Source organism: Flagellimonas marinaquae (assembly GCF_003992675.1).
Lineage (GTDB): Bacteria > Bacteroidota > Bacteroidia > Flavobacteriales > Flavobacteriaceae > Flagellimonas > Flagellimonas marinaquae.
On sequence record NZ_RZMZ01000007.1, the window covers coordinates 465,991 to 492,526 of the forward strand.

The following is a 26,536-nucleotide window of genomic DNA, read 5'->3' on the forward strand; positions in this document are numbered from 1 at the left end:
TACATGAATAGCAAAATCAAACTCCAACTTTCCTTTATGATGTTCCTCGAATTTTTTATCTGGGGAGGTTGGTTTGTTACCTTAGGAATTTATCTGCCAAACAGTTTGGGTGCAAGTGGCAGCGAAACCGCCCTTGCGTATTCAAGCCAATCCTGGGGAGCCATTATTGCCCCGTTTATCATCGGGCTTATAGCAGACAGGTATTTTAACGCAGAGCGTATTTTGGGCGTGCTCCATTTGATTGGGGCCTTCCTCATGTACCAAATGGCCTCGGCCGACGATATTTCTATATTTGTACCTTATGTTTTTGGTTATATGATAGCCTATATGCCGACATTGGCATTGGTCAACTCCGTTTCCTTCAACCAAATGAAGGACCCATCCAAGGAATTTGCTTTTATCCGAGTGTTTGGTACCATCGGTTGGATCATTGCCGGTTTGGTATTTATCAGTTTGATATTTCAATGGGATTCTCCCGAAAATATAGCCAACGGAGCATTGCGGAACACCTTTATCATGACTGCCATTGCCTCGGCCATTTTGGGAGTGTTCAGTTTTACCCTTCCTAAAACACCTCCAAAGGTGGACAAAGAAGAAAAAGTGTCCATTTCGGAAATATTGGGACTCGATGCACTAAAGCTTTTAAATGATAGGAACTACTTGATTTTCTTTATAGCCTCCGTTCTGATTTGTATTCCCCTAGGATTCTATTATCAGCATGCGGGTCAATATTTAGGAGAGATCGGAGCTTCTATAAACGTAGTGGGTTCGGAAGTAGGACCTGCCGGTATGATGACCATCGGACAGATATCCGAGGTCCTGTTCATGCTTTTGCTGCCCTTTTTCTTTAAAAAGTTTGGATTTAAGAAAACCATTTTAGTGGGAATGATTGCCTGGCTCGTGCGATATGTGTTGTTTGCCTATGGGAACACGGGCGAATTGATATTTATGCTCATCATCGGGATTGCCTTGCACGGTATCTGCTATGACTTTTTCTTTGTATCCGGTCAAATTTATACCGATACCAAGGCAGGTGAAAAATACAAGAGTGCTGCACAAGGATTGATTACCCTGGCCACCTATGGAGTGGGCATGTTGATTGGATTCTGGGTGGCAGGTCAAATTGTGGACACCTATCAACTGCCCGATAATACCCACGATTGGGTAAGTGTGTGGAGGTTCCCAGCGTTCTTTGCCCTTGCGGTCGGAATCCTTTTTGCCGTACTTTTTAAAAATGAAAAAGTAGAATATAAATCTTAGGTACAACCAAAACCAACTAACACAAACATGAAAAACGTAAACAAGAACCAGCTTTTTATTGCGGCCTGTATTTCACTGGTCGTTACATCCATGACCTTTGCCATTCGGGCGGGCATTTTGACCCAGCTGGGGGAAGAGTTCGAACTTTCCAACCAACAATTGGGTTGGATCAATAGTATGGCATTTTTTGGATTCCCGATTGCCATGATCTTTGGGGGTCTACTTTACAACAAGGTTGGAGCCCGTAAACTTATGGTAGCCGCCTTTGTGTGCCATTTACTGGGCTTGGTGCTCACCATTGTGGCCGGAGGGTTCTGGACGCTGATTATTTCCACGTTCTTTATCGGTTTTGCCAATGGTTCTGTGGAAGCTGCCTGTAACCCTATGATAGCCGACATGTACACCAAAAACCGCACAGCGATGCTCAACAAATTCCACGTATGGTTTCCAGGAGGTATCGTAATCGGGTCCTTGATTTCCAAGTTCATGACAGATTTTGGAATGGGCTGGCAATTGCAGATAGGGGTCATGTTGATACCTACTTTCATTTACGGCTACATGTTCTTTAAGCAACAGTTCCCAGAAAGCGAACATATCGAGACGGATACCACCAAAAACATCAAAGGTCTTGCCGACCCCTTGTTCATCTTTATCATGATTTGTATGACCTTGACGGCCATTTCCGAATTTGGCCCTCAGCAATGGGTAGAGCGTATTCTTGGAAACTCTGGAGCAAGCCCCATGTTGGTGTTGGCCATGGTAACGGGCATTATGGCCATTGGCCGATATTTTGCCGGGCCCATTGTGCATCGCATCAACCCGATAGGTGTACTGCTCATGTCTGCCGTAGTGACTACCGCCGCGGTATATAGTATGAGCATTGCCGAAGGATCCATGATCTATTTGGCAGCCATTTTATTTGCTTTGGGAGTTTGTTATTTTTGGCCTACCATGATTGGATTTACCTCTGAGTATCTGCCCAAAACAGGTGCTTTGGGAATGTCGCTGGTAGGGGGAGCGGGCATGTTTGCCACTTCCATTTGGCAACCTGTAATCGGGGGATGGCTGGACACCGCAAAAAATGAGGCGCTGGCCTCTGGTTTGGCCGACCAAGTGGCCGAACTTACCGCAGGAAAGGCGACCTTGGGGAAAATGATGTTTTTCCCGCTCGCGGTAGCGGTACTGTTCTTCATTTTGTTCCTTTTGCGAAAAAAGCTTGAAGAGCGAAGAGTGCCCCAGGGACATGCAACGGAAGAAATTGTTTAATAATTATAAAGAGTAGAAAATGCCAAAAAAGATTAGACTAGGAATTCTTGGTGGAGGAGGGGACTCCCTAATTGGTGTGCTGCACCGGGTAGCATCCTTCATCAATGACAACTACGAAATAGTGGGGGCGGTCTTTAATCCAAACCATGAGGACAGTATTGCCTTTGCCAAAGAGATAGATATCCCTACCAACCGTATCTATAAAGATTTTGATACGTTGGTCGAGGAGGAAATGAAGTTGCCGGAAGATGAACGTATTCAGGTATGCTCTATTCTCACGCCGAACTTTCTTCATTTTCCCATGGCGAAAAAGCTGTTGGACCACGGGTTCCATGTCATTTGCGAAAAACCGATGACCACGACCTACGAAGAAGCTAAGATTTTACAGGAGACCCTTAAAAAAGCAGGGACCGTTTTCGCGGTGACCCACACCTATACAGGATATCCTATGGTGCGACAAATGAGGGAGATGATCAAGGAAGGCGTTATTGGAAAAGTACATAAGGTAGACGCCCAATACTATCAAGGTTGGATGAACCCCATTATCCACGATAAGGAAAAAAGAGGCAGTGTGTGGAGGCTCGACCCCAAAAAAGCCGGCATCAGCTCTTGTATGGGAGATATTGGAGTGCATGCCTTCAACATGATTGAGTTCACTACCGGATTACAGGTACAATCACTCCTGTGCGACTTCAATTATATGTATGACGACAACGTAATGGACATGGACGGTACGGCACTTATCCGAATGGACAAGAACGTAAAAGGGGTCATTAGGGCCAGCCAAGTGGCCACCGGTGAAGAAAACAACCTTAGCATTGCCATTTATGGTCAAAAAGGAGGATTGAAATGGGAACAGGAAAACCCCAACTATCTCTATAAGCTGAACGATCCAGAGCCGTTGCAAGTGTATAAACCGGGTCACCCATACAATTCCGAACTTTCTTTGGACGGAACCAAATTACCGCCAGGACACCCAGAAGGTATTTTTGATGCCATGGCCAATATTTACCTTGGCGTGGCCAAAGCCATTCGAGGCGAGGAATACAATAGTGGTGAGTTCCCTACCATGAACGATGGCGTTAGGGGCCTTAATTTTATCGAGAATACCGTTGCTTCCCACAAACAAGGAAATATTTGGGTAGATATGGATTGATTTACCATCTACCTAACATGTGGCTGTTTGAAAAAAGCGAAGTAAACCTGAAAAAGTTGAGGTTGAAAAACTTGTTTCAGGCAGCCATTACTTTTTAAAGAGCATTTCAAACTGTTCAAAAACCACGATCATGCTCTCTTTGGGAGTCTTGTCGAATTGGGCAAGCTCACGCGTAAAGTTCTCCCAATGGACTTTTTTCCAGTATTCGAGACTTTTATCGCCAACACCTTCCAAACGCGCATGTTCCTCCCTCACACTAAAGTATGGGAGCAGTTTAACAGCAGCGGTGCGAATAACGCACCTGGCTTTGCCTTCCCAATCGGTCACTACCGCAAAGTCTCCGATCTTCGGGAGTGGTTTCCCTTTTAATTGTAAAGCCTGTAAGGAATGGGACGTTGCTCTTTTGGTCTCTTTAGAGACCAAATCGGCACATAGGTTGGCATCTTTCTCATTGTCGCCAAAGTGAATGACTTTCGGGGCGTCCTCGGATGCAAATTCCAAATGGGCATCCAAAAAATCGCCCCATAGATTTCGGGCAGAAGCATTATCCATAAGTAGTGTTTAAAAAAAAATGGTTAGCTGTTTTAATTGTTAACGAATTCCTATCTTTAGGTCTTAACCACATGAGACGTAAAAATAGCATAGTTTTTTTCTTAAATATAGAAGATAAATCCCAATTTATTTGGGGTTATCCAATCCCTTAAAATTAATTTCAATGAAAACAATCAAAGGACCAGCGGTGTTCTTAGCACAATTTGTGGACAGTCAACCTCCGTTCAACACCTTGGATGGCATGTGTAAATGGGCCTCCGATTTAGGCTATAAAGGTATTCAGATTCCAACATGGGAATCGTTCCTAATAGATTTGGACAAGGCTGCCGAAAGTCAGGATTATTGCGATGAACTCAAAGGCAAGATCAATTCCTATGGATTGGAGATCACCGAGCTATCCACCCATTTACAAGGGCAGTTGGTTGCGGTTCATCCTGCCTACGATATTATGTTCGATAATTTTGCCCCAAAAGAACTGCATGGAAAGCCCAAGGAACGTACCCAATGGGCCGTGGAAACTGTAAAAAAAGCAGCCACCGCAAGCCGCAGATTAGGGCTTAAGGCGCACGCCACCTTTTCTGGCTCCCTGCTCTGGCACACCGCACACCCTTGGCCACAGCGCCCTGCAGGCTTGGTAGAAATGGGATTTGAGGAATTGGCCAAAAGATGGATGCCCATTTTGGACCATTTTGATAAAGAAGGCGTGGATGTTTGTTATGAGATCCACCCCGGTGAAGACCTTCACGATGGCGATACGTTTGAACGATTTTTGGAAGCTACCGGTAACCACAAACGGGTGAATATTCTATACGACCCAAGCCACTTTGTGTTGCAGCAATTGGATTACATCGCCTATATCGACCACTATCATGAATTCATCAAATCCTTTCACGTGAAGGATTCCGAATTTAATCCAACGGGCAAGAAAGGCGCCTTCGGTGGTTACAATGATTGGGGGGATAGAGCAGGAAGGTACCGTTCTTTGGGTGATGGACAGATTGATTTTAAGACCATCTTTTCCAAACTGACACAATATGGCTGTGATGTATGGGCCGTAATGGAATGGGAATGCTGCATTAAGAGTCCAGAGCAAGGTGCACGCGAAGGAGCGAAATTTATTCAAGACCACATCATAGAAGCCACCACCAAAACCTTTGATGATTTCGCAGGAGCGGACATTGATAAAGAAAAACTGAAAAACATACTGGGATTATGAGAAAAACACTGCTATTCGTAGCCCTTGCCGTTGCTTTTGCCTGCAAGGATAAACCAAAGGAGAACCAAGAAGAAGTTCAAGAAGAAATGACCGAGGTAGTTGAAGAAAAAGAATCAGATTGGATTACCCTTTTTGATGGTGAAAGCTTTGATGGCTGGCATCTGTACAACGGGGGAGAGGTAACAGAACCTTGGAAATTGGAGGATGGTGCCATGGTGTTTTATCCACCTGAAGAAAGACCCGAAGGTGCCAGTTACAACCTTGTTAGCGATAAAGAGTTTACCGACTTTGTGCTGACCTTGGACTGGAAGATCGCCGAAGGAGGAAACAGCGGTATCTTTTGGGCCGTAAAGGAGGACGAAAAATACGGTCAGCCGTATATTACCGGCCCCGAAATACAAGTGTTGGACAACGAACGCCATCCCGATGCCCAAAATGGCGATGATCGTTTGGCGGGAGCCTTATATGACATGGTTCCACCGTCCAAAGATGTAACAAATCCAGCGGGAGAATGGAATTCCGTGGAACTGATGATCAACCATAAGACCAATGAGGGCCATGTGATGTTGAACGGGACGAAAATAGTAGAGTTTCCCGTGCAAGGGACCGGTTGGGACCAATTGATCGCCGATTCAAAATTTGCCGATTGGGAAGATTTTGCCGCCTTTACAACAGGTAAGATCGGATTACAGGACCATGGAGATATGGTTGCCTTTAGAAACATAAAAATTAAGGAGTTATAAGATGACAACAAGAAATCTTTTACTAATGTTCGCTGTGCTCACTTTCGGATGGGCCACAGCGCAAGAAAAGGAACCCACCACACCAGAGGAAACGGAGATTTACGAACCTGTTCCTCCCAAGGTTACCCCAGGGGAAGATGGCGCACCGCCAAGCGATGCCATTGTGCTATTTGATGGTACTTCCTTGGACAAATGGATCAGTTCCGTGGACAGCACGGCGGCCAAATGGATATTGAACGATGATGGAAGCATGACGGTGAAGGACCGTACAGGTGACATTCAGACTAAACAAAACTTTGGAAGCGTTCAGCTGCATATCGAGTGGAAATCCCCTGCCGAAGTACAACGTGACGGCCAAAACAGAGGCAATAGCGGCGTGTTTTTGAACAACCTTTATGAGGTGCAGGTATTGGACAATAACAATAACGACACCTATGTAAATGGGCAAGTTGGGTCCATTTACAAACAGCACGTACCCTTGGCCATGGCCTCCGTGCCTTCAGGCGAGTGGAACACTTATGACATCATCTACCACGCACCCGAATTTGAAAAAGGACAAAAGGTAAAATCCGGAACCCTTACCGTAATCCATAACGGAGTATTGATACAGGACCATGTGGAGATCAAGGGCACCACACCCTACATTGGGTGGCCCAAAAACCCACCGCACGGCAAAGGTCCACTGCGTTTGCAGGACCACGGAGACAATAGTAGGGTAAGCTACAGAAATATTTGGGTAAGGGAGTTGGATTAACTCCCTTAGTCCATTTTAGACGGTTAGAATCGATAAGGGGCCAAAACCTATTTTGGTTACCTTTGGCAAAATTTACAGACATATATGATCCAGTCCATGACAGGCTACGGGAAGCACGTTTTACAGCTTCCTTCCAAAAAAATAACCATAGAGCTCAAATCGCTGAATAGCAAGAATTTGGATATCAATGCCAGATTGCCCCAGTTTTACAGGGAAAAAGAGCTAGAGTTACGTAAAATGATCGCAGCTGTATTGGTTAGGGGCAAGGTCGACTTTAATCTGTATGTTGAAATCACAGGGGAAGAGACTACGGCCGAAGTAAACCAAGGGGTGGTCAAAAATTACATGGACCAGCTTTCTAAAATCGCAAAAGGAGACGACATCAAACTCTTGGAAATGGCCTTGCGAATGCCAGACACCCTCAAGACCGAAAAGGATGCTATCGACGAAGAGGAATACAAGGCAATCCTTGAAGCCATGAACGAAGCACTTTCCAATATTGTCGAGTTTAGAAATGAAGAAGGCAAAGTGTTGGAACAGGATTTCGTGGAAAGGCTCCATACGTTGAACGAACTTTTGGAGGCGGTTAAAGCGATGGACCCTGAACGCTTGGGAACGGTACGCGAACGCTTGGAAAAGGCGGTAGCCGACCTAAAGGTGGAGTTGGATGCCAATCGATTTGAGCAAGAACTGATCTATTACCTGGAGAAGTACGACATTACCGAGGAGAAAGTCCGTTTGGCCAATCACCTCAAATATTTTGAAACCACTTTAAATTCCGATGATTCCAACGGAAAAAAGTTGGGATTCATTTCTCAGGAAATCGGAAGGGAGATCAACACCATTGGCTCTAAGGCCAATTACGCCCCAATGCAACAATTGGTGGTACAGATGAAGGATGAATTGGAAAAAATAAAGGAACAAATGCTCAATGTGCTATGACAGAAGGCGGTAAACTTATTATTTTCTCGGCACCTTCGGGCAGTGGCAAAACCACGATAGTGAAGCATTTGCTGGACCAGCCCGAACTGAACCTGGCCTTTTCCATATCGGCCACCTCACGTCCGCGTAGAGGAAAGGAAAAAAATGGGGTCAACTATTATTTCATGTCTGTTTCCCAATTTAAACGACATATTAAGGACGGTGACTTTTTGGAGTGGGAAGAAGTGTACCGCGACAATTTTTATGGCACGCTAAAAAGCGAGGTGGAACGTCTTTGGGCAGAAGGCAAAAATGTCATCTTCGATATTGATGTTTCTGGGGGATTGCGAATCAAAAAGAAGTTTCCGGATAAAACCTTGGCCGTATTTGTAAAACCACCCAGCGTTGATGAACTAAAAATCAGGCTGAAAAAAAGAAGTACCGAAAGCGACGATAAAATCAATATGAGGATAGCCAAAGCTTCCGTAGAGCTGGCAACGGCCCCCCAATTCGATAAGATCATCAAGAACTATGACCTGAATGTCGCTTTGGATGAGGCCCATAAATTGGTCGCCGATTTTTTAGGGGTCGAGATTCCTTCAAAAGATAGCTAAGCCATGAAACAGGTAGGCCTTTTTTTCGGGACATTTAACCCCATACACATAGGCCATTTGGTGATTGCGAACCATTTGGTGGAGTTTTCCGATCTGGATGAGGTTTGGTTCGTCATCACGCCACAAAGTCCATTTAAGGTGAAGCAATCACTTTTGGACAACAACCATCGATATCAAATGGTGTACGAAGCGGTGCAGGATTATCCCAAGCTGAGACCGAGTAAAATTGAGTTCGACCTTCCACAGCCCAACTATACCACGAACACCTTGGCCCATTTGGATGATACCTATGGAAAGGACCATCGTTTTTCACTTATCATGGGGGAAGATAACCTGAAAGGTTTCCACAAGTGGAAGAACTACGAGGTTATTTTAGAGCATTATTCCATTCATGTGTATCCGCGAATTTCCGAAGGAAAAATAGAACATCAGTTTGAGGGCCATCCGAAGATTATAAAAGTGGATGCCCCCATCATGGAAATTTCTTCGACCTTCATTCGCAAGGCGCACAAAGCTGGAAAAAACATCCGTCCCCTGCTACCGGAAGCGGTTTGGACCTATATGGATGAGATGAATTTTTATCGATAGACCTACTCCTTCGCTGTTACCACCCCTACCATACTATCGGCAGTGCCGTAATATAGATACCAAGTTTCTTTAAAAAGGACCAACCCCTCCAAAAAGGTCGTTCCATCCTTGTACTGTCCCGATTTTTCGAAGGGTAATTCAGGTTGGATGAAGGGCTCTTTGACTCTATCTATCAATTTCCATGGCTCGTTCGAATCGAACAGTGCTTGTCCTCCGGTGTATACGCGGTTACCCAATGCTTTCACTCCAATATTTTGTGAATTGCCAGCATTGTACAGCACTACAATGCCTTTGTCCGTTAGCAAGGGGGGTGGTCCGGCCTCTACCAGCCACGAATCAAAATAGCCTGGTCTTGGACTTAAAACAGGCGCCAATTTTCCTTCGTAGTTTTCCACAGGTTCCCATTCGATTAAATTGTTGGAGGAGGCCAGCCATACGTGGGGCACTCCATAGTACATCCAATATTTGCCGTTGATTTTGGCAGCTACCAATCTCCCATCCTTGATTTGGGTAACAATAGCTCCGGATTTGGTCTCGGCATTGTGATACATTCCGTCCCTATAATGTTGAAAAACAGGCCCATGTTTCTGCCAGTTCACCAGGTCCCTAGAAGTAGCCACGGCCAGTTTGGGCACTTTCCGGTTCCATTGGGTGTAGGTGAGCACATAAAGCCCTTCTTCCGTTTCCACGATTCTAGGATCTTCCACTCCGCCGGGCCATTCATGTATCTTTTGATTATCCTGACTGGGGTAAAAAACCGGTCTGGGCCTTTTGGTAAAAGCAAATCCGTTGGCAGATGCCGCCATACCGATTCGGGAACGGTGACCACCTATTTCCTTTTCCCCGAGTTTTTCCTCGGCCCTGTACAGTACATAAATGGAATCTCCTTTTACAATGGCGGCCGGGTTAAAGGTGGCCATGGATTCCCAACGTGCGGTTTCTTGTGAAATGGGATCTATAAAAGTGGACGTACTGTCCTTTTGCAAAATAGGTTGTGCGTTTTCAGCGCGATAAAAGGGACCGAGCATCCAATCCCCCTCTTCAGTTTGGCCAAATAGACCAATACTGCAAAAACCAACTATGGCAACTACTAACGTCTTTTTCATCGATTTACAATTTGAAGAGGGTATCCGTCCCTAAATACTTATCCTCCTTATTCGTGTACCAAGCTCTGGTTTTCGGCATTTTTATACCTCCAATGTTTTCCAAGCCATCCAACAAGATGTATTCCCCATCGTTTTTACGCTCATCATGGTAAAATTGATATACTTCCATGGCGTAGGTGACGGGATCAAAATAAAAGTACCAAGTATCCTTGCCCACTTTGGCATCGTAGGTGGCTTTTACAACAACATACTCCTTACCTTTAAAAGTCTTAGTTTGGATATTTGGGTCGAGGTGGGTGCCGGGGTCGTTCAACTTCATGGGCAAACCGTACAGATACGTGTAGTAGTCTTTCATAAAATTGCCTCGCTCGCAGGTCAATCTCATCTTATCCTTATCCTCTTCCGAAAAATCTTCGCTATCGTTTAAGGTGATGACGCATGAATTAGGGGTAATGTTAAAAAAAGAGGTGTTTTCCCCTTGCTCCACGGTTAACCTAAATAGCTGCTTCGGAAAATCGACATGAATGGTACTGGTTCGTTTTGGGCGATCTGGGGTCTCCATGACAACTTTAAAGGTAGCCTCCAATTGCTTCCAATTGCCATTTGGGTCGTGAAAGGCAATAGCCTTTTCCAGAACCTCTTCGGCAGATGTGGATTGGGAGTATCCGGATTCAACCCATAACAGGCCTACCACAACCAGTACAAAACAGTATTTTTTCATCACAACTAAATTATGTGGATGAAAGATACCGCTTTTTATTTCTTCTCGATGGTGGCAGGGGAAACGGAACTGTCATGTTCCGCGTAGTACTGCTCTAAAAGATTCATCATGGCAGTAATCAAATCTTTACTCTCTAATAAAAGTGAGAAATAAAGGGTAGTGTTTTTGGGACTGGATTCCTCTGTTCTTGTTCGAGAAACCTGCTGATTGATTTTCTGTGAAACCAAATCATAGAGTTTCTCTTTGGACTTTAAAACGGTACCTATCTGTTCAAAGGAGCGGTCTTCGAAAGCCTTTTGAGTGTTGTTAAATGCTTTTTCCAATGACGCATCTATTTCCTTAAGCTCTTTGATCTGATTGTACTTGAGCTTTTTATGGTTATTGTTCACGTGGTTATAGCTCACCTTTCCAATATATTCCAAGGATTGGGACATGTCGGTAAGGTGCCCCATAATATTGATGTAGAAGTTACTGGCTCCCACATGGGCCTCGTCCAGGTTTTTGATAAAATAGAATGTATCATTCCGTAAACCCTCAATTTCATTAGCCAACTTTTTACTTTGCTTTTTGTTTTTCTTCAAAAAGTCAAGGTCATGTTTGGATAGCCCTTGGATACAGTTGGAGTAAATTCGATTGCTTCGTTTTACCACATTGGCAATATTGGCTGCTGTCTCTTCGATAACTCCCTGTATGGAACTGCTTTCTGCTCTTCGTAGGCTGTCTTCGGCCTTAATTTCCTTTGTCTTTTTGTTGTGGGAGATATAATTGCGCAACAAAATTGCAGCCGCGGCGATGAGCATCAAGACTAAGGATACAAATTTGCCAACGAAAAGAAGGTAGGCTATTATGGCTGCTGCAACAAAGGCGCTCAACGCGGTAAAGAACCATCCGCCGATGACGTTGAGTACTCCCGCAACTCGGTAAACAGCGCTTTCCGCTCCCCAGGCCCTATCCGCCAAAGAAGTACCCATGGCCACCATAAAGGTGACATAAGTTGTGGACAATGGCAGTTTCATGGAAGTGGCAATGGAAATAAGCACACTGGCAACCATAAGATTTACGGATGCCCTTACCATGTCAAAAGCCGGTTGTTCCTGAGTCTTGCTTTTGGGCACATATGTTTTGGGAAGCACAAACTGCTTGTCAATTCTAGATTGAATCGAATTGGGAACTACTTTTGAAACATTTTCAAAGGCAACAACACTAAACTTTACAATTTGCCGTGAAAGATAGTTGGGTTGGAAACGTTCGTCTCCCTCATCCTGTCTGGCTAAATCCACACTGGTTTTAACAACCCCTTTAGCCTTGGATGAAAACCATAGAGTTATAATCATCACAGCTCCAGATAGCAGCAAGAGCATGGTGGGGGTCTGAACTGCGGCAGCCAACCCCTTCATATTGAACTGCGTTGGGTCAATTTCGGAAGCTTGCCAATCTTGATATGATTGTAAGGCCGCAATAGGGACCCCGATAAAGTTAACCAAATCGTTCCCCGCAAAGGCCATTGCCAATGCAAACGTACCGAACGCGATTACGATGCGATAAATATTCCACTTGAACAGACTGGCGGTAACGAAAGAAATCAAGGTCCAGAACACAAAATTACCTACCAAAAAGGTCTGAGGTTGGGTGGCGACAAACTCTGAAAGGGCGCCATCAAAAAGGGCAGCACTTTTTAATCCCTTTACCAAGATAAAATAAACGATGGCGGTAATAGCCAAACCACCAAAAATGGATTCTACCCATTTCGACTTCTTTTTGAAGTTGAAGGAAATCAATGCCCTTGAAATAAACTGCACCAGAGCTCCAATAGAAAAGGCGATGAAAACCGAAAGGAGAATCCCAAATATAATTTCGGCAGCTTTGTCCGTATTAATGTAAGTGACCAAATCTGAAACCCCACCCTGTGTATCGGCAATTTTGATCAGGGATATGGCCACAGATGCACCCAGTAATTCAAATACGATGGAAACCGTAGTGGAGGTAGGCATTCCCAAGGTATTGAAAAAATCCAACAATAAAATATCTGTAATCATCACGGCCATAAAAATGAACATGATTTCCTCGAAAACGAACTCACCGGGATTAAAAATTCCCTTTCTGGCTACCTCCATCATCCCGCTGGACGATATGGCACCAAAAGCAATACCAATACTAGCGACAACCATAATGGTCCTAAAGGAAATTGCTTTTGACCCGATGGCAGAGTTCAAAAAATTGACCGCATCGTTGCTCACTCCTACAACCAAATCGGTAATAGCCAAGATGCCCAAGGCAATAACCATAAAAATGTAGATATTCTCACCCATTCTTTCAGAAATATGACAAAAATGCCATTATAAATCCGCAATAAGGTTAACAAAATGTTACCAAATACGGCGCTAAAAGCATCAATATTTTTCTTGTGTTGGACATAGGTTCTGGTTTTGCCATATCTTCGTTGCAAATTACTGATCAATGAATTGGGAGCAACTACTCTCTTTAAAGCGACACGGGGATACAGGAAAACGCCTTCGAAAGGAACAGAACGAGACCCGCCTCGGGTTTGAAGTGGATTACGACCGTATTATTTTTTCATCTGCCTTTAGAAGTTTACAGGACAAAACACAGGTGTTTCCCATGCCCATCGCCGTGGGTTCCCAAAAGAACTTCGTCCATACCCGCTTAACGCACAGTTTGGAGGTCTCCGTAGTGGGCCGTAGCCTTGGTCGCATCGCTGGGCAAAAAGTATTGAACAAATATCCATTTTTGGCCGAAGTGCACGGGCACCATTTCAACGATTTTGGAGCCATTGTAGCCGCTGCTGCACTGGCCCACGATATTGGCAACCCTCCTTTTGGGCACAGTGGCGAGAAGGCCATTGGGAATTATTTTAAACAAGGACCAGGAAAATTTTACGAGGATATACTCACCCCGGAGGAATATCAAGACCTTATCGATTTTGAAGGGAATGCCAACGGATTCAAACTGCTCACCGAGTCACGGGAAGGTGTTCCGGGTGGTCTGCGACTGAGTTACAGTACCTTGGGCGCTTTTATCAAATACCCTAAAGGGTCTTTGCCCAAAAAGCCTTCCAAGAACATTGCCGATAAAAAATTTGGTTTCTTTCAATCCGAGAAAGCTTTTTTCAATGAACTTGTGGAAGAACTTGGCCTTTTGCCCAATCCTTCGCATCCCGAAACGGGATTTTTAAGGCATCCGCTCACCTATTTGGTAGAAGCTGCGGACGATATCTGCTACACCATTATCGATTTTGAGGATGGCATCAACCTTGGATTGATACCCGAGGAGTATGCTTTGGAATACCTAATCAATTTGGTGAAGGATAATATCAATACCAAAAAGTACAATGCCATGACAACGTCCAGTGACCGACTCAGCTATTTGAGGGCCTTGGCCATTAGCACACTGATCGGGGATGCCGTTGATGTTTTTGTACAGCAGGAAGAAAAAATCCTTAAGGGGGAGTTTGACACTTCTTTACTGGACAAGGGAAAGTATACTGCACAGGTGGACGATATCATCAAGTTGAGCGTGGAGAAAATTTATCAATCCACAGAAGTTATCGATAAGGAATTGGCGGGTTACCGAATCATTTCTGATTTATTGGACATGTACACTACCGCATTGATCAATATAAAGAAAGGTCTGGATACCAATTATGACCGATTGCTCATTAAAAGTCTACCGGAAAACTACAGGAACACCTCGACTTCCATTTATAACATCTTATTGGACACCAGTTGTTTCGTGGCCAGTCTGTCGGACAGTGCAGCCGTGCACATCCACGATAAATTGACCGGGCGCAAGGTTTAAAAGGAATAGAGCAACCCCACCCCGAGAAGCTGTTTAAACTGTATTCGGGCTATCCCAGGGTCTATGATGGTCCCGTCCTCCGCAATTTCCTCATTAAATTTGATGTCGTCATCAAAGATGATATGGGTGCCAATATTTGCGTTGAGGTACTCGTTGACCTTTAGGTTAAAATTCAATTCCCAATCCACATCGATGTTGCCAAAACTCCTAATGTAATCGGTGTAGAGATTCAGCCGATGGCTCATCAGCACATTTTGGCCTACCTCGGTTTCCCAAGTATTGGTAATCAAAAAACCAAGTTCCAAGAAGAGGTTTTTACCCTTTTCTACACCAAAAGCGCCCTGCTCGGAAAGCGTTTCGTCCAAAACAAAGGTTGATTTCATGGTGGCTGGTGAAATGTAGAGCGTGAATTGATCTTTAGGTGGCAGGTAGGAGGAACCCATACCCACGAATAGATAACCTGGGGCCATAAACCTTGAAATGGGATTGTCGCGGTCGGGATACTTGTAACCGTTGGAGAATTGGGTCCTTATATTGGCCCTGACCGAATAGTACCAGTTGGTGATGGTGTCCTTTCTAAAACTTAAGGTAGAGGCCATTCGGATCTGGTCGTCCGTTTTTCGCAACTTTCTCCCTTCCTGTGCGTTTATGCCATAACGAAATTGTGCTTCACTGTTCCAACTCAAATACCTGAACTTGTAATTTCGGGCAAAATCCGCACTTGCCAAGGCCGTCACCGAATTGTCTCCCCCCGCGTTCCAGTTTACAAAAGCCACTTCGCTGATGTTAAGCCCAAATTTGTTCACCTTTTTCCAAAAGGAGGTAGGTTTGAATCGGTTGTACCATACCTTTAACGGTTTTACCCTGTTCAGTACGGTCCTTGGGTCGGTAAGCTTGGCGCTTCGGGTGAGGTATTTTAGTTTGACATCTTTGATGCGAACAATTTGAAAACCGGAATCCGTACTGTCAATCTCAAAAGCTTTTATGCGGGTTACCTGTGCGTTGGCAGATAGGAAAACCGTAAGGAAAAGAATTAAAAAGCAAGTTAATCGCATTGGTTTAAGGTTGATTGTATGTGTGAAAATAAGGTGTCAAAATCTATACCGGCAAGTTGATGGGTCTCTGTCATTTCCCCATGTTCGATAAAATCATCGGGAATTCCAAAAATGGAAACTGGGATGGATACACCCACTTCATTCGCAAATTCCAAAACGGACGAGCCAAAGCCACCCATTATAGTCCCGTCTTCCACCGTAATAATTTGATCGTATGTGCTAAAAATGGTTTGCAGTGTCTCTTTGTCCAATGGCTTTACAAAACGCATATCGTAATGTCCTACTTCTTCAGGTTCATCCAGTTTTGATATGATTTCGGTAACGGTATTGCCCACATGTCCAACAGTTAGGATAGCTAGCTTGCTTCCTTTTTTAAGACATCGCGCAGTACCGATTTCAATTTTTTCGAACTTGTTTTTCCAATCCAAGTTTGCGCCCCGTCCCCTTGGGTATCGGATGGCGATGGGAAGGTCGAGACCCAATTGCGCGGTGTACATGATGTTGCGGAGCTCCATTTCATTCATGGGAGCGAACAGCATGAGGTTGGGGATGCATCGCAAAAAAGCCATGTCAAAAACCCCGTGATGAGTAGGCCCGTCCTGGCCTACAAGCCCTGCTCGGTCCAGGCAGAAAATTACGGGGAGCTTTTGTAGTGCTACGTCGTGAATAACCTGATCGTAGGCCCTTTGCAAAAAGGTAGAGTAAATATTGCAAAACGGCACCAGTCCCTGCGTCGCCATACCCGCAGCCAAGGTGACTGCGTGCTGCTCGGCTATGCCAACGTCAAAGGCACGGTGGGGCATTTTGTCCATCATAAATTTTAGGGAGCTACCGCTGGGCATGGCTGGGGTAATCCCCACAATATTTGGGTTGTTTTCGGCAAGTTCCACTAGGGTATGCCCAAAAACGTCCTGGTACTTAGGAGGTTCTTCTTCTCCTGACTTTGGCAACCGTTCCCCGGTGATCTTGTCAAATTTTCCTGGTGCATGGTATACCACTTGATCCTCTTCGGCCCGTTTCAATCCTTTTCCTTTGGTGGTAATGATGTGCAGTAATTTGGGTCCATCCAGCTGTTTCAATCGCTTCAGCTCGTCGACCAGTTTTTTTAGGTCATGCCCATCAATGGGCCCGGAATAGTTAAGGTTGAGGCACTCAAAAATATTCTCGTCCTTTGCCGTACCTGCTTTGACGTTGGTAAGGTATTTTTTAAGGGCACCCACACTTGGGTCAATTCCAATGGCATTGTCATTGAGTATGATCAAGGCATTTACATCCGTTACCCCGAGATGGTTGAGTCCCTCGAAGGCCATGCCACTGGCAATGGAGGCATCGCCCACTACGGCAATATGTTGTTTGGATAGGCCGCCCTTTAGCTTAGAGGCCATGGCCATTCCCAAAATGGCCGAGATGGCAGTGGAACTGTGCCCGGTTCCAAAATCATCATATTCACTTTCGCTACGTTTAGGGAAACCGCTAATACCGCCCAATTGACGGTTGGTATCAAAAATTTCCTTTCGGCCCGTCAAAATTTTGTGGCCGTAGGCTTGGTGGCCCACATCCCAAATAAGTTTATCATATGGGGTGTTGAATACGTAATGCAGGGCAATGGTGAGCTCAACCACCCCTAAGCTGGCCCCCAAATGCCCTTCCTTGGTCGAGACAATGTCAATAATGAACTCCCTCAATTCTTTGGCAAGTTGGGGTAACTCGTCCAAGGTCAATTTTTTGAGGTCTTCAGGGGAATCGATATGTGATAGTAGCCTTTCCAACGAATAAAAAACAAAAGTATCGATTCTCGCCAAAATTATTTTATGTGTAGCTTAGCAATCTGATGAAATTGATGTAAAAAATTGTGGAAAACCCGTTTGACGACAACTATTTTATGAAGAGGGCCCTACAGGAGGCGGAAATGGCCTTTGAGCGAGGGGAAGTACCGGTTGGTGCGGTAATCGTAGTGAACAATAGAATTATAGGCAGGGCACATAATCTTACGGAACGCCTAAAAGACGTAACGGCACATGCGGAAATGCAGGCCATTACTGCGGCGTCCAATTTTTTGGGCGGAAAATACCTTCAGGGCTGCACACTTTATGTTACCCTCGAACCATGCCAAATGTGCGCAGGGGCCTTATACTGGAGCCAAATATCCAAGGTGGTATATGGAGCATCAGATCTGGAACGGGGCTTCAACGTGATGGGCGGACATCTACATCCTAAGACCGAAGTAGTAGGTGGGGTGATGGAGAAGGAAGCCTCTGAACTTCTTAAAAGATTCTTTATTCAGCGAAGGAACCTGAACTAAAATAAAAAACCCCGGCATTGCCAGGGTTTTAGATCACTCAAAATAAAATATTATTATCCGATTACCTGCACTTTTGCAGCAACCACTCCTTTTCTTCCTTCTTCTTCTGTGTATTCTACTTTGTCGCCTTCGTTCAATTCCACCCCGTTCAGTGCTGTAACATGAACAAAGATGTCTTTTCCTGTGTCGTCGTTTGTAATGAATCCATAACCTTTGGAATCATTGAAAAATTTTACTGTACCAGTCATTAAAAAATAAATAAAATGTTAAAATACGAAAGTAGTTTTTTTTCCGACTGATTGGGTGAAATGAAGTTTAAATCTTGTGAAAATTATTGATTTTCAGTGTTTTTACGCTCTTTTTCTTGCATTTTTATAATATTTTCCTTGGTAAGCATGTAATCTTTCATGTTTTTAAACCTACTTTCCTTCCAAAGAAAAAGCGGCATGGCCACCAAAAAAAGTCCAACCGTTCCCCCTCCAATATACTTGGGGGCTTGGGGATCCTTTTCTTCTAGGGTAAGACCATAACCTATGGCACCCAAGGATGCCAACATGATGATAAAGATGATATGTTTCAGTTTGATTTTCATTGGGAATAATTGATGAGTTTTCTGCGATAGGCCGTTAACATTTTGGATTTTGAGATGAAGCCTTCATACTTTCCTTTTTTGATGACGGGTAAATTCCAAGCACCGCTGTCCTGAAATTTTTTCATCACCTCTTTCATGTTGTCCGTTTCGTAAAAGATAACCTCTGGCGGGGCATGCATCAAATTTTTAACAAAGACGGTATCGTATAGCTCCGTGTCGAACATCATGGGCCGAATATCGTCCAATACGATGATGCCGATGAGCTTTTTATCGTCGTCCAGCACGGGGAACAGGTTTCTTTTGGACTTGGAAACCGATTGGTGCAGCATTTCTCCCAAGGACATTTTGGGGTGGACGGGTTTAAAATTTTTTTCGATCACGTCATCCATTTCCATCAGCCCAAGTACCATTTGGTCCTTGTTATGCGACAATAAAGCACCGATTTTGGCGAGTTCTTTGGTGTAAATGGTGTAGTCGAGGGCATTTTTGGTGATCAAATAGGAGATGGCCGAGGTAATCATCAAGGGAACAAAAAGCTGGTACCCTCCTGTAATTTCTGCAATAAGGAATATGGCGGTCAATGGCGCATGGATTACCCCCGCAATGAGTCCGGCCATACCGATCAGGGTGAAGTTGCTTTCGGATACCGAGAATCCCAGTCCCAAATTATTGATGAGCTTGGCCACTACATTGCCCAGGGCACTGCCCATGACCATGGTGGGAATAAATATCCCACCTGCACCACCGGCTCCAATAGTGGTGGTCATGGCGATGGCCTTAAAAATAGTGATGCCAAACAACAGGGCTATGACCACCCAAATATTATCAGTATGGGCATCGAAGGGGGTTGTTCCCAATGCCTTCAAATGGTCTCCGTCCAAGAGGTTGTTGATAAATCCAAAACCTTCACCATAGAGTGGGGGAATGGCATAAAGCATAATCCCGATGGCAATCCCTCCCACCAAAAGTTTGTATTTGGGACTTTTCAATTTCTTGAAAAGGGATAGGATGTAAAAGTACATTTTGGTAAAATAGATGGAGGCAAAACCGGTACCTACCCCCAACAGAATATAAAAGGGAGTGTCGTTCAATTCGAAGCCTTCAGAAAGGGAAAAGCTGAACAGGACCTCGTTGCCCAGAAAAAAGTAGGACGTCAATACACCGGAAATCGAGGCAAGCAGTAGGGGCAGCATGGACATCATGGTCAAATCCAATGTAAAAACCTCCACGGCAAATATGATGGCAGCAATGGGCGATTGAAAAATGGAGGCTATGGCCCCGGCCGAGGCACATGCCACCAATAAGGTCCGTGTTTTGGCATCAATATGAAAAAGCCTGCTCAAGTTGGAACTCACCGCCGAACCTGATTTGACCGCAGGGCCAAGCAAACCTACAGAACCACCAAAGCCAACGGTAAGCGGAGCAGTAATCAATGGGGTGTAAATGTCCTTTATCCTAAGCAGTCCCCGTTTCTTGGACAGTGAAAAAATGATGGATGACACGGCATGCTGAAGGGGTTCCTTGTGCACAAATTTGACATAGAGGTACACCAAGGTAAGCCCAATGGTAGGCAATATGAAGTATAGCTGGTTTTCTGAGAACACAATTCCCTTCTTTAGAAGGGACTCGATAAAATAGGTGGTGTTTTTTAAGGTGACCGCAACGGCTCCTGCCAAGAAGCCCACGATCAGGCTCATAAACTGAATAAAGGTCCTGTTGGAGATATTTCTATATCGCCATTTAAGAAATCGGGTAAACAGTTTTTTGTTGCTGTAGGGCATTGAGGTATGTACTACTAATAAAAGTATTAAAAAATCCCGCAGTGAGCGGGATTTTAATATATCACAAGTCCAATTTTAAATGGAGCTCCTTTAATTGCTCTTCGTCGATGTTGGCTGGAGCATCGATCATGACATCGCGTCCGCTGTTGTTTTTAGGGAAGGCAATGTAGTCCCTAATGGTTTCTTGTCCACCCAAAATGGCCACTAAACGGTCCAGGCCAAAGGCGATACCGCCATGTGGTGGTGCTCCGTACTGGAAAGCATCCATCAGGAATCCGAACTGCGCTTTCGCTTCTTCCGGGGTAAAGCCCAAATGTTTGAACATGGTAGCTTGGGTCTCCTTGTCATAAATTCGGATGGAACCACCACCTATTTCGTTTCCGTTCAGTACCAAATCGTAGGCATTGGCCTTAACGTCTCCCGGCTGGGTATCCAACAACTCCAACTGACCAGGCTTTGGCGAGGTGAACGGATGGTGCATGGCATGGTATTTTCCTGTTTCTTCGTCCAGTTCCAATAATGGGAAGTCAACCACCCAAAGGGGAGCGAATTCGTCCGGTTTTCTAAGGCCCAAACGCGTTGCCAACTCCATACGAAGCGCACTTAGTTGGGTGCGTGTTTCATTGGTATTGCCCGAAAGTACACAAATAAGGTCGCCGGCTTTTGCCCCCGTCACCTCGGCCCATTGGGCCAAATCATCCTGATCATAAAACTTGTCCACGGAAGATTTGTAGGTGCCATCCTCATTGCACTTTACATAGACCATTCCTTTGGCGCCCACTTGTGGGCGTTTCACCCAGTCGATGAGGCCATCTATTTCCTTTCTTGTGTAGGAGGCGGCTCCCGGAACGGCAATACCTACTACAAGCTCGGCCGAATTGAATACGTTGAAATCTTTATGTTGCGCTACTGGATTGAGTTCACCAAACTGCATTCCAAAACGAATGTCCGGTTTATCGTTTCCGTAAAGTCGCATCGCATCATCATAGGTCATTCTGGGGAAATCTTCTATTTCCACTCCTTTGATTTCCTTTAACAGATGCTTGGTCAAACCTTCGAAAGTGTTGAGGATGTCCTCCTGTTCCACAAAGGCCATTTCACAATCGATTTGCGTGAACTCGGGCTGGCGATCGGCACGGAGGTCCTCGTCCCTAAAGCATTTTACAATTTGGAAATACTTGTCCATGCCACCCACCATCAACAGCTGTTTGAAGGTCTGCGGTGATTGGGGCAAAGCGTAGAACTGACCCTCGTTCATACGGCTGGGCACCAAAAAGTCCCTCGCGCCTTCGGGGGTGGATTTGATGAGATAAGGTGTTTCAATATCGATAAAGCCTTGGTCGGACAGGTATTTCCTGACCTCCATGGTCACTTTGTGCCTAAAGATCAGTTTGTTTTTAACCGGATTCCTGCGAATATCCAGATAACGGTATTTCATACGGATATCCTCTCCGCCATCGGTTTCGTCCTCTATGGTAAATGGGGGAAGCAAGGAGGTGTTGAGAATGGTAAGCTCTTTGACGAGGACTTCAATTTCCCCGGTAGGGATATTGGGATTCTTGGAAGCGCGCTCGATAACCTCACCCTTGGCTTGTATAACGGTTTCACGACCCAATTCCCGTGCCTTTTCCAGAAGCTCTTTGGAGGTTCGCTCTTCGTCAAAGACCAATTGGGTAATCCCATATCGATCACGAAGGTCCACCCAGGCCACAAAACCTTTGTCCCGTAGCTTGTGAACCCATCCACTTAAAACCACCTCTGTTCCAATGTCCGATGCCCTAAGGGCACCACAAGTATTGCTTCTGTACATACTGCTTGTTATTAGAGCGCAAATTTAATAGGAATGTGTGTAATTTTCAGGGGATATGCCTTTTTTCTGTTTTGGACGCTTTTAGGTGGATATTCAAGGTTGGTAACAAATAATTACGTAACTTTAAATTAACATTAAAATTACATTTTGGTGATTTTTATGGGTGTTTAATGGTTAAAAAATCCGTTAAAAGGGTTTCAATGATACAACCATTATGAATTTAAAATACTGATAGCCAATAAAATAAAATTTAAATGTTAACTTAATGTAAACTAAATGTTACTTAAATGTGTTATTAATGTAAAATTTAAGTATCTTTGTTACGTTATCAATTAGGTATCAACAATATTAAATCCCATACAATATGAAAAAAGCAGTATTATTTTTGGCGGTGATGTTTGTGGTTGGGGTATCTGCTCAAGATACTGAACCGACCTTTGAGAAAATGGGAAAAATGGTGAAAGCCACTTATTTTCATGACAACGGCGAAATTGCCCAAACTGGTTATATGTTAAACGGAAAGTTACACGGTGACTGGGTAATGTTCAATGTTGAAGGTAAAAAAATTGCCACTGGCCAATACGACAATGGCGTAAAGACCGGTAAATGGTTTTTCTGGCAGAACGATGAATTAAGCGAAGTGGATTACTCAGACAACCGCGTTGCACAAGTAAAAAATTGGAACCAAGGCGATGCCGTCACGGTCAACCAATAAGTTAAAATCAGTGTTTAAGAAAAAAGCCCCGACCAAATGGTCGGGGCTTTTTTATATTCCTGCTTAAAAAGATTTATTCCGTTACCACCTCGGGTGTTTCATGTTTGGAGGTCCACCGGCGGATTCTGATCTTAAGCCTGTACGAGATATTGAACAATACCGGTACAATAATCAGTGTGAGGAAGGTAGCTACTACCAGACCAAAAATCACGGTCCATGCCAAAGGTCCCCAGAAAATCACATTGTCACCTCCCATGTAAATTTGAGGGTCAAAATCTGAAAAGAGACTGACAAAGTTGATGTTCAATCCGATGGCCAATGGAATAAGGCCCAATACCGTGGTAATGGCAGTTAGCAATACAGGACGCAAACGGGCTTTCCCTCCAGTAATTATGGCTTCGGTCACATCCTCCCGACTCAATAAATCGTCGTCGGAAATGCCAAGTTTCACTTTTTTACGGTCAATCAAGATTTGGGTATAATCCAAGAGGACCACACCATTGTTTACCACAATCCCTGCCAAAGAGATAATTCCCATCATGGTCATCATGATTACAAAGGGCCATCCCGTGACTATGAGACCGCCAAATACGCCGATGAAACTCAAGAAAATCGCCATCATGATTATGGCAGGTTTGGAAATCCCGCCAAATTGGAAAATCAAAAGCAACATGATCAAGCCTAAGCCCAAAAAGAATGCGCTCATAAGGAATGCCATCTGTTTCTCTTGCTCCTCGATTTGTCCTGTATAATCAATTTTAACTCCCTCGGGCAGTCCTTTGAACTCCTGCATTTCTTCCTGTATTTCCGCTACAATGGCCGCAGCATCTGTAAAGCCAGGTTTCAATGCCGAGTAAACCGTTACCACCCTTTTCGTGTCCACGTGCTTGATGGCACTAAAGGAAGAGGTGTTTTTTTGGTCCGCTACGGCAGATACGGGAATTTCCTTGATTTGTCCATTGGAAGGATCCCTAAAGATAATTTTCTGGTTGAACAAAGCGCTGGTGTTGTACCTAATGTCTTCATTGAAGCGCACATTGATATTGTAGTCTTCGCCATCCTTTTTATAAATTCCAGCTTTGTCTCCAAAAATGGACCTGCGCAATTGTTGTCCCACTTGCCCTACGGAAACTCCAAGTTCGCCGGCCTTTTCACGGTTCACTACTACTTGCATTCCAGGCTTACCCTTGTTTACATCGACCTTTAGCTCCTCGATTCCAGCAATGTTCTTGCTGTTGATGTAATTTCGCATCCGTTCGGCCGTGTTGATCAAGGTGTCATAGTTTTGGCCTTCAATCTCTATGTTGATGGGATATCCTGCGGGTGGTCCTACGGCATCTTTTTCCACAGAAATGGTTACCCCGGGGTACACGCCGGTCAAGGTATCCTGAATCTGCTGCCGAAGTTGTTCCGTATCCAATCCATTGCGGTATTTAAACTCCCGCATGGACAAGGTGATCTTACCACGATGCGGCATCTCTGCAGCAGACCCTCCCTCTGTAAAAGGATTTTCCGCTCCTTTACCTACTTGGGATACACTGGATTGTACCAAATAGTTGAAATCACCATCGTTGTATTTACTTCTGTCCGTGACACCGTAGACCCTACTTTCAATATCCTTTGTAATGGCATTGGTCTTATCGATATCGGTTCCCTGCGGATACTCGATGTACACATAAATTTCATTCGGGGTATTGTCCGGGAAGAACTCCACTTTGGTTCGCTGTGTTTGCAGGGACATCCCGAAGAACACAAACGAAAGGACCAAAAGAAGGGAGGTGAGCCCAAAATACCAATAGACATTTTTCCCTTTTAGGGCCTTTTTCAGTTGACCCTCATAAAAGTTTTCCAATCGCACCAAACTTTTGGTCTGGAAACGGCGTGCCGAGGGTTTCAGGAAGTATTTATAGATCCAGAACATGCCGGCCACCACGATCATTAGGGTGCCAAGACCCCGAACTTGTCCGCCCACAAAGTAGATGAACAGCCCAAATCCGCCCAAAATGATGCTCAATCGAATCAATTGTTTTCTCGTAAGCTCTTTTTCCCCGATTTGCATAAACTGGGAAACAAGCATGGAGTTCATAAAAATGGCCACAAACAAGGAGGAACCCAAAACCACAGAGAGCGTAATCGGGAAGAAGATCATAAATTCTCCCATAATGCCCGGCCATGTGCCCAGCGGGACAAAGGCGGCCACTGTGGTTGCGGTGGAAATGATGATAGGGATGGCAATTTCTCCAATCCCTTTTTTGGCAGCTTCTTTACGGGACATACCTTCTTGTTCCATGAGTCGGTATACGTTTTCGACTACCACTACACCATTATCCACCAGCATACCCAATCCCATAATCAAACCAAACAGGATCATTGTATTGAGCGTGTAGCCCATTGCAGACAAAATCATGAAGGACATGAACATGGACATAGGTATCGCGAAACCTACGAAGAGTGCGTTTCGGAATCCCAAAAAGAACATCAAAACGGTCACCACAAGTATAATCCCGAAGATAATGTTGTTGACCAAGTCGTCCACTTGGTTCAAGGTTCTGCTGGACGAATCGTTGGCAATGCTTACCGTAAGATCTTTGGGATAGTAGTTTTCCCTGGCTTCATCCACAAGACCACGGATGAGGTCCGCGGCCTCGATGGTATTTTTGCCAGAACGTTTCTTGATATCCAACATCACTACTGGACTGCCATGTTCACGGGCGTATGTGGTTTTGTCTTCTTCCGAGAAAGTAACCGTTGCAATATCGCGCAGGTAAATTGCCCCGTTCTCCGATTTAACCACAAAGTTTTCCAGTTCCGATGGGTTTTCAATTTCACCCAGAATACGAATGGTCCTTCGTTGGCCGCTGGTAATCAAGTTACCGGCCGACATGGTCATGTTGCCATTGGCAATGGCTTGGATAATATCATCAAAACTCACACGGGATGCCATCATTTTATAGACATCCACAGCTACTTCGACTTCTTTTTCTTGGGCTCCCCTAATGTCGACCTCTTTGATCTGTGGGAGGTCTTCTATCTCGTCTTCCAAATATTCGGCGAACTCCTTTAGTTTTTCAACAGGATAGTCCCCAGTAAGGTTCACGTTCATGATAGGAAACGACTCGGCGAGGTTGAGGTCGAATACGTTGGGTTCCACTTTGGCCCCATTAAAAATAGGCCAATCTTCACCGGCCTTTTCTGAGTCCACTTCGTCCTTTACTTTTTGCTTCGCGGTTTCCACGGCAATTTCTTCATCAAACTCCACAACAATCATGGAATAATCCTCTTGGGAAGTGGAGGTGATCTCGACCACATTACTGATGTTTTTCAGTACATCTTCCAAGGGATCGGTAATCAGTCGTTCCATGTCCTCGGCCGTATTCCCGGGATAAATTGTGCTTACATAAATTTTGGTCTCTTCCACCTCTGGGAAATCTTCCCTAGGCATGGAAAAATAGGAGGATAGCCCTATGATGAAGAACAGACCGATCATCACATAAATCACAGAAGGGTTGTCTATGGCCCATGATGACAGTCGAAATTCCTTATTTGCGTTTTTTTCGGCTTTTTTCAT

General features: G+C 44.7%; 23 protein-coding genes. 12 read left to right on the forward strand and 11 right to left on the reverse strand.

Annotation, left to right across the window (positions count from 1 at the left end; all coding sequences use genetic code 11):
* Nucleotides 1–3 precede the first annotated feature (3 nt).
* The 3 genes from EO130_RS05610 to EO130_RS05620 are packed head-to-tail and all read left to right on the forward strand — an operon-like array spanning nucleotide 4 to nucleotide 3,682.
* Nucleotides 4–1,260 (forward strand): MFS transporter, encoded by a 1,257-nt coding sequence (locus EO130_RS05610; RefSeq protein ID WP_127140533.1) that lies wholly within the window; start codon nucleotides 4–6, stop codon nucleotides 1,258–1,260.
* Between the two features lie 27 nt (nucleotides 1,261–1,287).
* Nucleotides 1,288–2,526 (forward strand): MFS transporter, encoded by a 1,239-nt coding sequence (locus EO130_RS05615; protein ID WP_127140534.1) that lies wholly within the window; start codon nucleotides 1,288–1,290, stop codon nucleotides 2,524–2,526.
* 19 nt (nucleotides 2,527–2,545) lie between these two features.
* Nucleotides 2,546–3,682 (forward strand): Gfo/Idh/MocA family protein, encoded by a 1,137-nt coding sequence (locus EO130_RS05620; protein ID WP_127140535.1) that lies wholly within the window; start codon nucleotides 2,546–2,548, stop codon nucleotides 3,680–3,682.
* A gap of 87 nt (nucleotides 3,683–3,769) precedes the next feature.
* Here EO130_RS05620 and EO130_RS05625 read toward each other — a convergent pair whose 3' ends face one another.
* The gene (locus EO130_RS05625; protein WP_127140536.1) at nucleotides 3,770–4,234 is read right to left on the reverse strand and encodes an ASCH domain-containing protein; all 465 of its coding nucleotides are present in this window, start codon (nucleotides 4,232–4,234) and stop codon (nucleotides 3,770–3,772) included.
* A gap of 163 nt (nucleotides 4,235–4,397) precedes the next feature.
* Here EO130_RS05625 and EO130_RS05630 point away from each other — a divergent pair, with 163 nt between their 5' ends.
* The 6 genes from EO130_RS05630 to nadD all read left to right on the forward strand — a co-directional run bounded on the left by EO130_RS05630 (nucleotide 4,398) and on the right by nadD (nucleotide 9,070).
* Nucleotides 4,398–5,450, forward strand: a complete 1,053-nt coding sequence (locus EO130_RS05630) for a sugar phosphate isomerase/epimerase family protein (protein WP_127140537.1) — start codon at nucleotides 4,398–4,400, stop codon at nucleotides 5,448–5,450.
* Nucleotides 5,447–6,193, forward strand: a complete 747-nt coding sequence (locus tag EO130_RS05635; RefSeq protein WP_127140538.1) for a 3-keto-disaccharide hydrolase — start codon at nucleotides 5,447–5,449, stop codon at nucleotides 6,191–6,193. The genes EO130_RS05630 and EO130_RS05635 overlap by 4 nt, the downstream gene beginning before the upstream one ends.
* A gap of 25 nt (nucleotides 6,194–6,218) precedes the next feature.
* Nucleotides 6,219–6,947 (forward strand): 3-keto-disaccharide hydrolase, encoded by a 729-nt coding sequence (locus EO130_RS05640; RefSeq protein ID WP_241244308.1) that lies wholly within the window; start codon nucleotides 6,219–6,221, stop codon nucleotides 6,945–6,947.
* Between the two features lie 84 nt (nucleotides 6,948–7,031).
* On the forward strand, nucleotides 7,032–7,889 hold the full coding sequence (locus tag EO130_RS05645; RefSeq protein ID WP_127140540.1) for a YicC/YloC family endoribonuclease: 858 nt from the start codon (nucleotides 7,032–7,034) through the stop codon (nucleotides 7,887–7,889).
* Nucleotides 7,886–8,482 (forward strand): guanylate kinase, encoded by a 597-nt coding sequence (gmk, locus tag EO130_RS05650; RefSeq protein ID WP_127140541.1) that lies wholly within the window; start codon nucleotides 7,886–7,888, stop codon nucleotides 8,480–8,482. Before EO130_RS05645 ends, gmk begins: the two co-directional genes overlap by 4 nt.
* A gap of 3 nt (nucleotides 8,483–8,485) precedes the next feature.
* Nucleotides 8,486–9,070 carry a nicotinate (nicotinamide) nucleotide adenylyltransferase gene (nadD, locus tag EO130_RS05655; protein WP_127140542.1) on the forward strand — a complete coding sequence of 195 codons (585 nt, stop codon included), beginning with the start codon at nucleotides 8,486–8,488 and terminating at the stop codon, nucleotides 9,068–9,070.
* Nucleotides 9,071–9,072: 2 nt separating this feature from the next.
* On the opposite strand, the gene EO130_RS05660 is transcribed toward nadD, so the two are convergent.
* Genes EO130_RS05660 through EO130_RS05670 form a run of 3 tightly spaced genes read right to left on the reverse strand, consistent with a single transcriptional unit; the run spans nucleotide 9,073 to nucleotide 13,206 of the window.
* On the reverse strand, nucleotides 9,073–10,176 hold the full coding sequence (locus EO130_RS05660) for a glycoside hydrolase family 130 protein (RefSeq protein WP_127140543.1): 1,104 nt from the start codon (nucleotides 10,174–10,176) through the stop codon (nucleotides 9,073–9,075).
* A 4-nt stretch (nucleotides 10,177–10,180) separates the two neighbouring features.
* Nucleotides 10,181–10,897 (reverse strand): DUF6503 family protein, encoded by a 717-nt coding sequence (locus EO130_RS05665; protein ID WP_127140544.1) that lies wholly within the window; start codon nucleotides 10,895–10,897, stop codon nucleotides 10,181–10,183.
* A 35-nt stretch (nucleotides 10,898–10,932) separates the two neighbouring features.
* Nucleotides 10,933–13,206 (reverse strand): inorganic phosphate transporter, encoded by a 2,274-nt coding sequence (locus EO130_RS05670; RefSeq protein WP_127140545.1) that lies wholly within the window; start codon nucleotides 13,204–13,206, stop codon nucleotides 10,933–10,935.
* Between the two features lie 148 nt (nucleotides 13,207–13,354).
* On the opposite strand from EO130_RS05670, the gene dgt reads away from it, so the two are divergent.
* Entirely contained in the window at nucleotides 13,355–14,713 is a 1,359-nt protein-coding gene (gene dgt, locus EO130_RS05675) for a dGTP triphosphohydrolase (protein ID WP_127140546.1), read from the forward strand.
* Here the strand turns inward: dgt and EO130_RS05680 are convergent.
* Both EO130_RS05680 and dxs read right to left on the reverse strand, forming a co-directional pair.
* On the reverse strand, nucleotides 14,710–15,768 hold the full coding sequence (locus EO130_RS05680) for a DUF3078 domain-containing protein (protein WP_127140547.1): 1,059 nt from the start codon (nucleotides 15,766–15,768) through the stop codon (nucleotides 14,710–14,712). The genes dgt and EO130_RS05680 overlap by 4 nt on opposite strands.
* Nucleotides 15,759–17,570: a 1-deoxy-D-xylulose-5-phosphate synthase gene (gene dxs, locus EO130_RS05685; RefSeq protein WP_127140548.1), complete on the reverse strand. Its 1,812-nt coding sequence runs from the start codon at nucleotides 17,568–17,570 to the stop codon at nucleotides 15,759–15,761. Before dxs ends, EO130_RS05680 begins: the two co-directional genes overlap by 10 nt.
* Nucleotides 17,571–17,620: 50 nt before the next feature.
* On the opposite strand from dxs, the gene EO130_RS05690 reads away from it, so the two are divergent.
* Nucleotides 17,621–18,070, forward strand: a complete 450-nt coding sequence (locus EO130_RS05690; RefSeq protein WP_127140549.1) for a nucleoside deaminase — start codon at nucleotides 17,621–17,623, stop codon at nucleotides 18,068–18,070.
* 53 nt (nucleotides 18,071–18,123) lie between these two features.
* Here EO130_RS05690 and EO130_RS05695 read toward each other — a convergent pair whose 3' ends face one another.
* The 4 genes from EO130_RS05695 to aspS form a co-directional block, all read right to left on the reverse strand.
* Nucleotides 18,124–18,318 (reverse strand): cold-shock protein, encoded by a 195-nt coding sequence (locus EO130_RS05695; RefSeq protein WP_127140550.1) that lies wholly within the window; start codon nucleotides 18,316–18,318, stop codon nucleotides 18,124–18,126.
* An 83-nt stretch (nucleotides 18,319–18,401) separates the two neighbouring features.
* Complete coding sequence (locus tag EO130_RS05700) at nucleotides 18,402–18,662, reverse strand: hypothetical protein (protein WP_127140551.1); 261 nt, start codon at nucleotides 18,660–18,662, stop codon at nucleotides 18,402–18,404.
* Nucleotides 18,659–20,443, reverse strand: a complete 1,785-nt coding sequence (locus EO130_RS05705) for a chloride channel protein (RefSeq protein ID WP_127140552.1) — start codon at nucleotides 20,441–20,443, stop codon at nucleotides 18,659–18,661. The genes EO130_RS05700 and EO130_RS05705 overlap by 4 nt, the downstream gene beginning before the upstream one ends.
* A gap of 61 nt (nucleotides 20,444–20,504) precedes the next feature.
* Entirely contained in the window at nucleotides 20,505–22,253 is a 1,749-nt protein-coding gene (aspS, locus tag EO130_RS05710) for an aspartate--tRNA ligase (RefSeq protein ID WP_127140553.1), read from the reverse strand.
* Between the two features lie 364 nt (nucleotides 22,254–22,617).
* Here aspS and EO130_RS05715 point away from each other — a divergent pair, with 364 nt between their 5' ends.
* Nucleotides 22,618–22,968, forward strand: coding sequence for a toxin-antitoxin system YwqK family antitoxin (locus EO130_RS05715; protein ID WP_127140554.1), 351 nt, complete (start codon nucleotides 22,618–22,620; stop codon nucleotides 22,966–22,968).
* 73 nt (nucleotides 22,969–23,041) lie between these two features.
* On the opposite strand, the gene EO130_RS05720 is transcribed toward EO130_RS05715, so the two are convergent.
* Complete coding sequence (locus EO130_RS05720; protein WP_127140555.1) at nucleotides 23,042–26,536, reverse strand: efflux RND transporter permease subunit; 3,495 nt, start codon at nucleotides 26,534–26,536, stop codon at nucleotides 23,042–23,044.

What these genes read in the sequence shown, in the direction of transcription:
- EO130_RS05610 (WP_127140533.1), top strand. Translation starts at nt 4, where the DNA reads ATGAATAGCAAAATCAAACTCCAACTTTCCTTTATGATGTTCCTCGAA.
- EO130_RS05615 (WP_127140534.1), top strand. Translation starts at nt 1,288, where the DNA reads ATGAAAAACGTAAACAAGAACCAGCTTTTTATTGCGGCCTGTATTTCA.
- EO130_RS05620 (WP_127140535.1), top strand. Translation starts at nt 2,546, where the DNA reads ATGCCAAAAAAGATTAGACTAGGAATTCTTGGTGGAGGAGGGGACTCC.
- EO130_RS05625 (WP_127140536.1), bottom strand. Translation starts at nt 4,234, where the DNA reads ATGGATAATGCTTCTGCCCGAAATCTATGGGGCGATTTTTTGGATGCC.
- EO130_RS05630 (WP_127140537.1), top strand. Translation starts at nt 4,398, where the DNA reads ATGAAAACAATCAAAGGACCAGCGGTGTTCTTAGCACAATTTGTGGAC.
- EO130_RS05635 (WP_127140538.1), top strand. Translation starts at nt 5,447, where the DNA reads ATGAGAAAAACACTGCTATTCGTAGCCCTTGCCGTTGCTTTTGCCTGC.
- EO130_RS05640 (WP_241244308.1), top strand. Translation starts at nt 6,219, where the DNA reads ATGTTCGCTGTGCTCACTTTCGGATGGGCCACAGCGCAAGAAAAGGAA.
- EO130_RS05645 (WP_127140540.1), top strand. Translation starts at nt 7,032, where the DNA reads ATGATCCAGTCCATGACAGGCTACGGGAAGCACGTTTTACAGCTTCCT.
- gmk (WP_127140541.1), top strand. Translation starts at nt 7,886, where the DNA reads ATGACAGAAGGCGGTAAACTTATTATTTTCTCGGCACCTTCGGGCAGT.
- nadD (WP_127140542.1), top strand. Translation starts at nt 8,486, where the DNA reads ATGAAACAGGTAGGCCTTTTTTTCGGGACATTTAACCCCATACACATA.
- EO130_RS05660 (WP_127140543.1), bottom strand. Translation starts at nt 10,176, where the DNA reads ATGAAAAAGACGTTAGTAGTTGCCATAGTTGGTTTTTGCAGTATTGGT.
- EO130_RS05665 (WP_127140544.1), bottom strand. Translation starts at nt 10,897, where the DNA reads ATGAAAAAATACTGTTTTGTACTGGTTGTGGTAGGCCTGTTATGGGTT.
- EO130_RS05670 (WP_127140545.1), bottom strand. Translation starts at nt 13,206, where the DNA reads ATGGGTGAGAATATCTACATTTTTATGGTTATTGCCTTGGGCATCTTG.
- dgt (WP_127140546.1), top strand. Translation starts at nt 13,355, where the DNA reads ATGAATTGGGAGCAACTACTCTCTTTAAAGCGACACGGGGATACAGGA.
- EO130_RS05680 (WP_127140547.1), bottom strand. Translation starts at nt 15,768, where the DNA reads ATGCGATTAACTTGCTTTTTAATTCTTTTCCTTACGGTTTTCCTATCT.
- EO130_RS05695 (WP_127140550.1), bottom strand. Translation starts at nt 18,318, where the DNA reads ATGACTGGTACAGTAAAATTTTTCAATGATTCCAAAGGTTATGGATTC.
- EO130_RS05700 (WP_127140551.1), bottom strand. Translation starts at nt 18,662, where the DNA reads ATGAAAATCAAACTGAAACATATCATCTTTATCATCATGTTGGCATCC.
- EO130_RS05705 (WP_127140552.1), bottom strand. Translation starts at nt 20,443, where the DNA reads ATGCCCTACAGCAACAAAAAACTGTTTACCCGATTTCTTAAATGGCGA.
- aspS (WP_127140553.1), bottom strand. Translation starts at nt 22,253, where the DNA reads ATGTACAGAAGCAATACTTGTGGTGCCCTTAGGGCATCGGACATTGGA.
- EO130_RS05715 (WP_127140554.1), top strand. Translation starts at nt 22,618, where the DNA reads ATGAAAAAAGCAGTATTATTTTTGGCGGTGATGTTTGTGGTTGGGGTA.
- EO130_RS05720 (WP_127140555.1), bottom strand. Translation starts at nt 26,536, where the DNA reads ATGAAAAAAGCCGAAAAAAACGCAAATAAGGAATTTCGACTGTCATCA.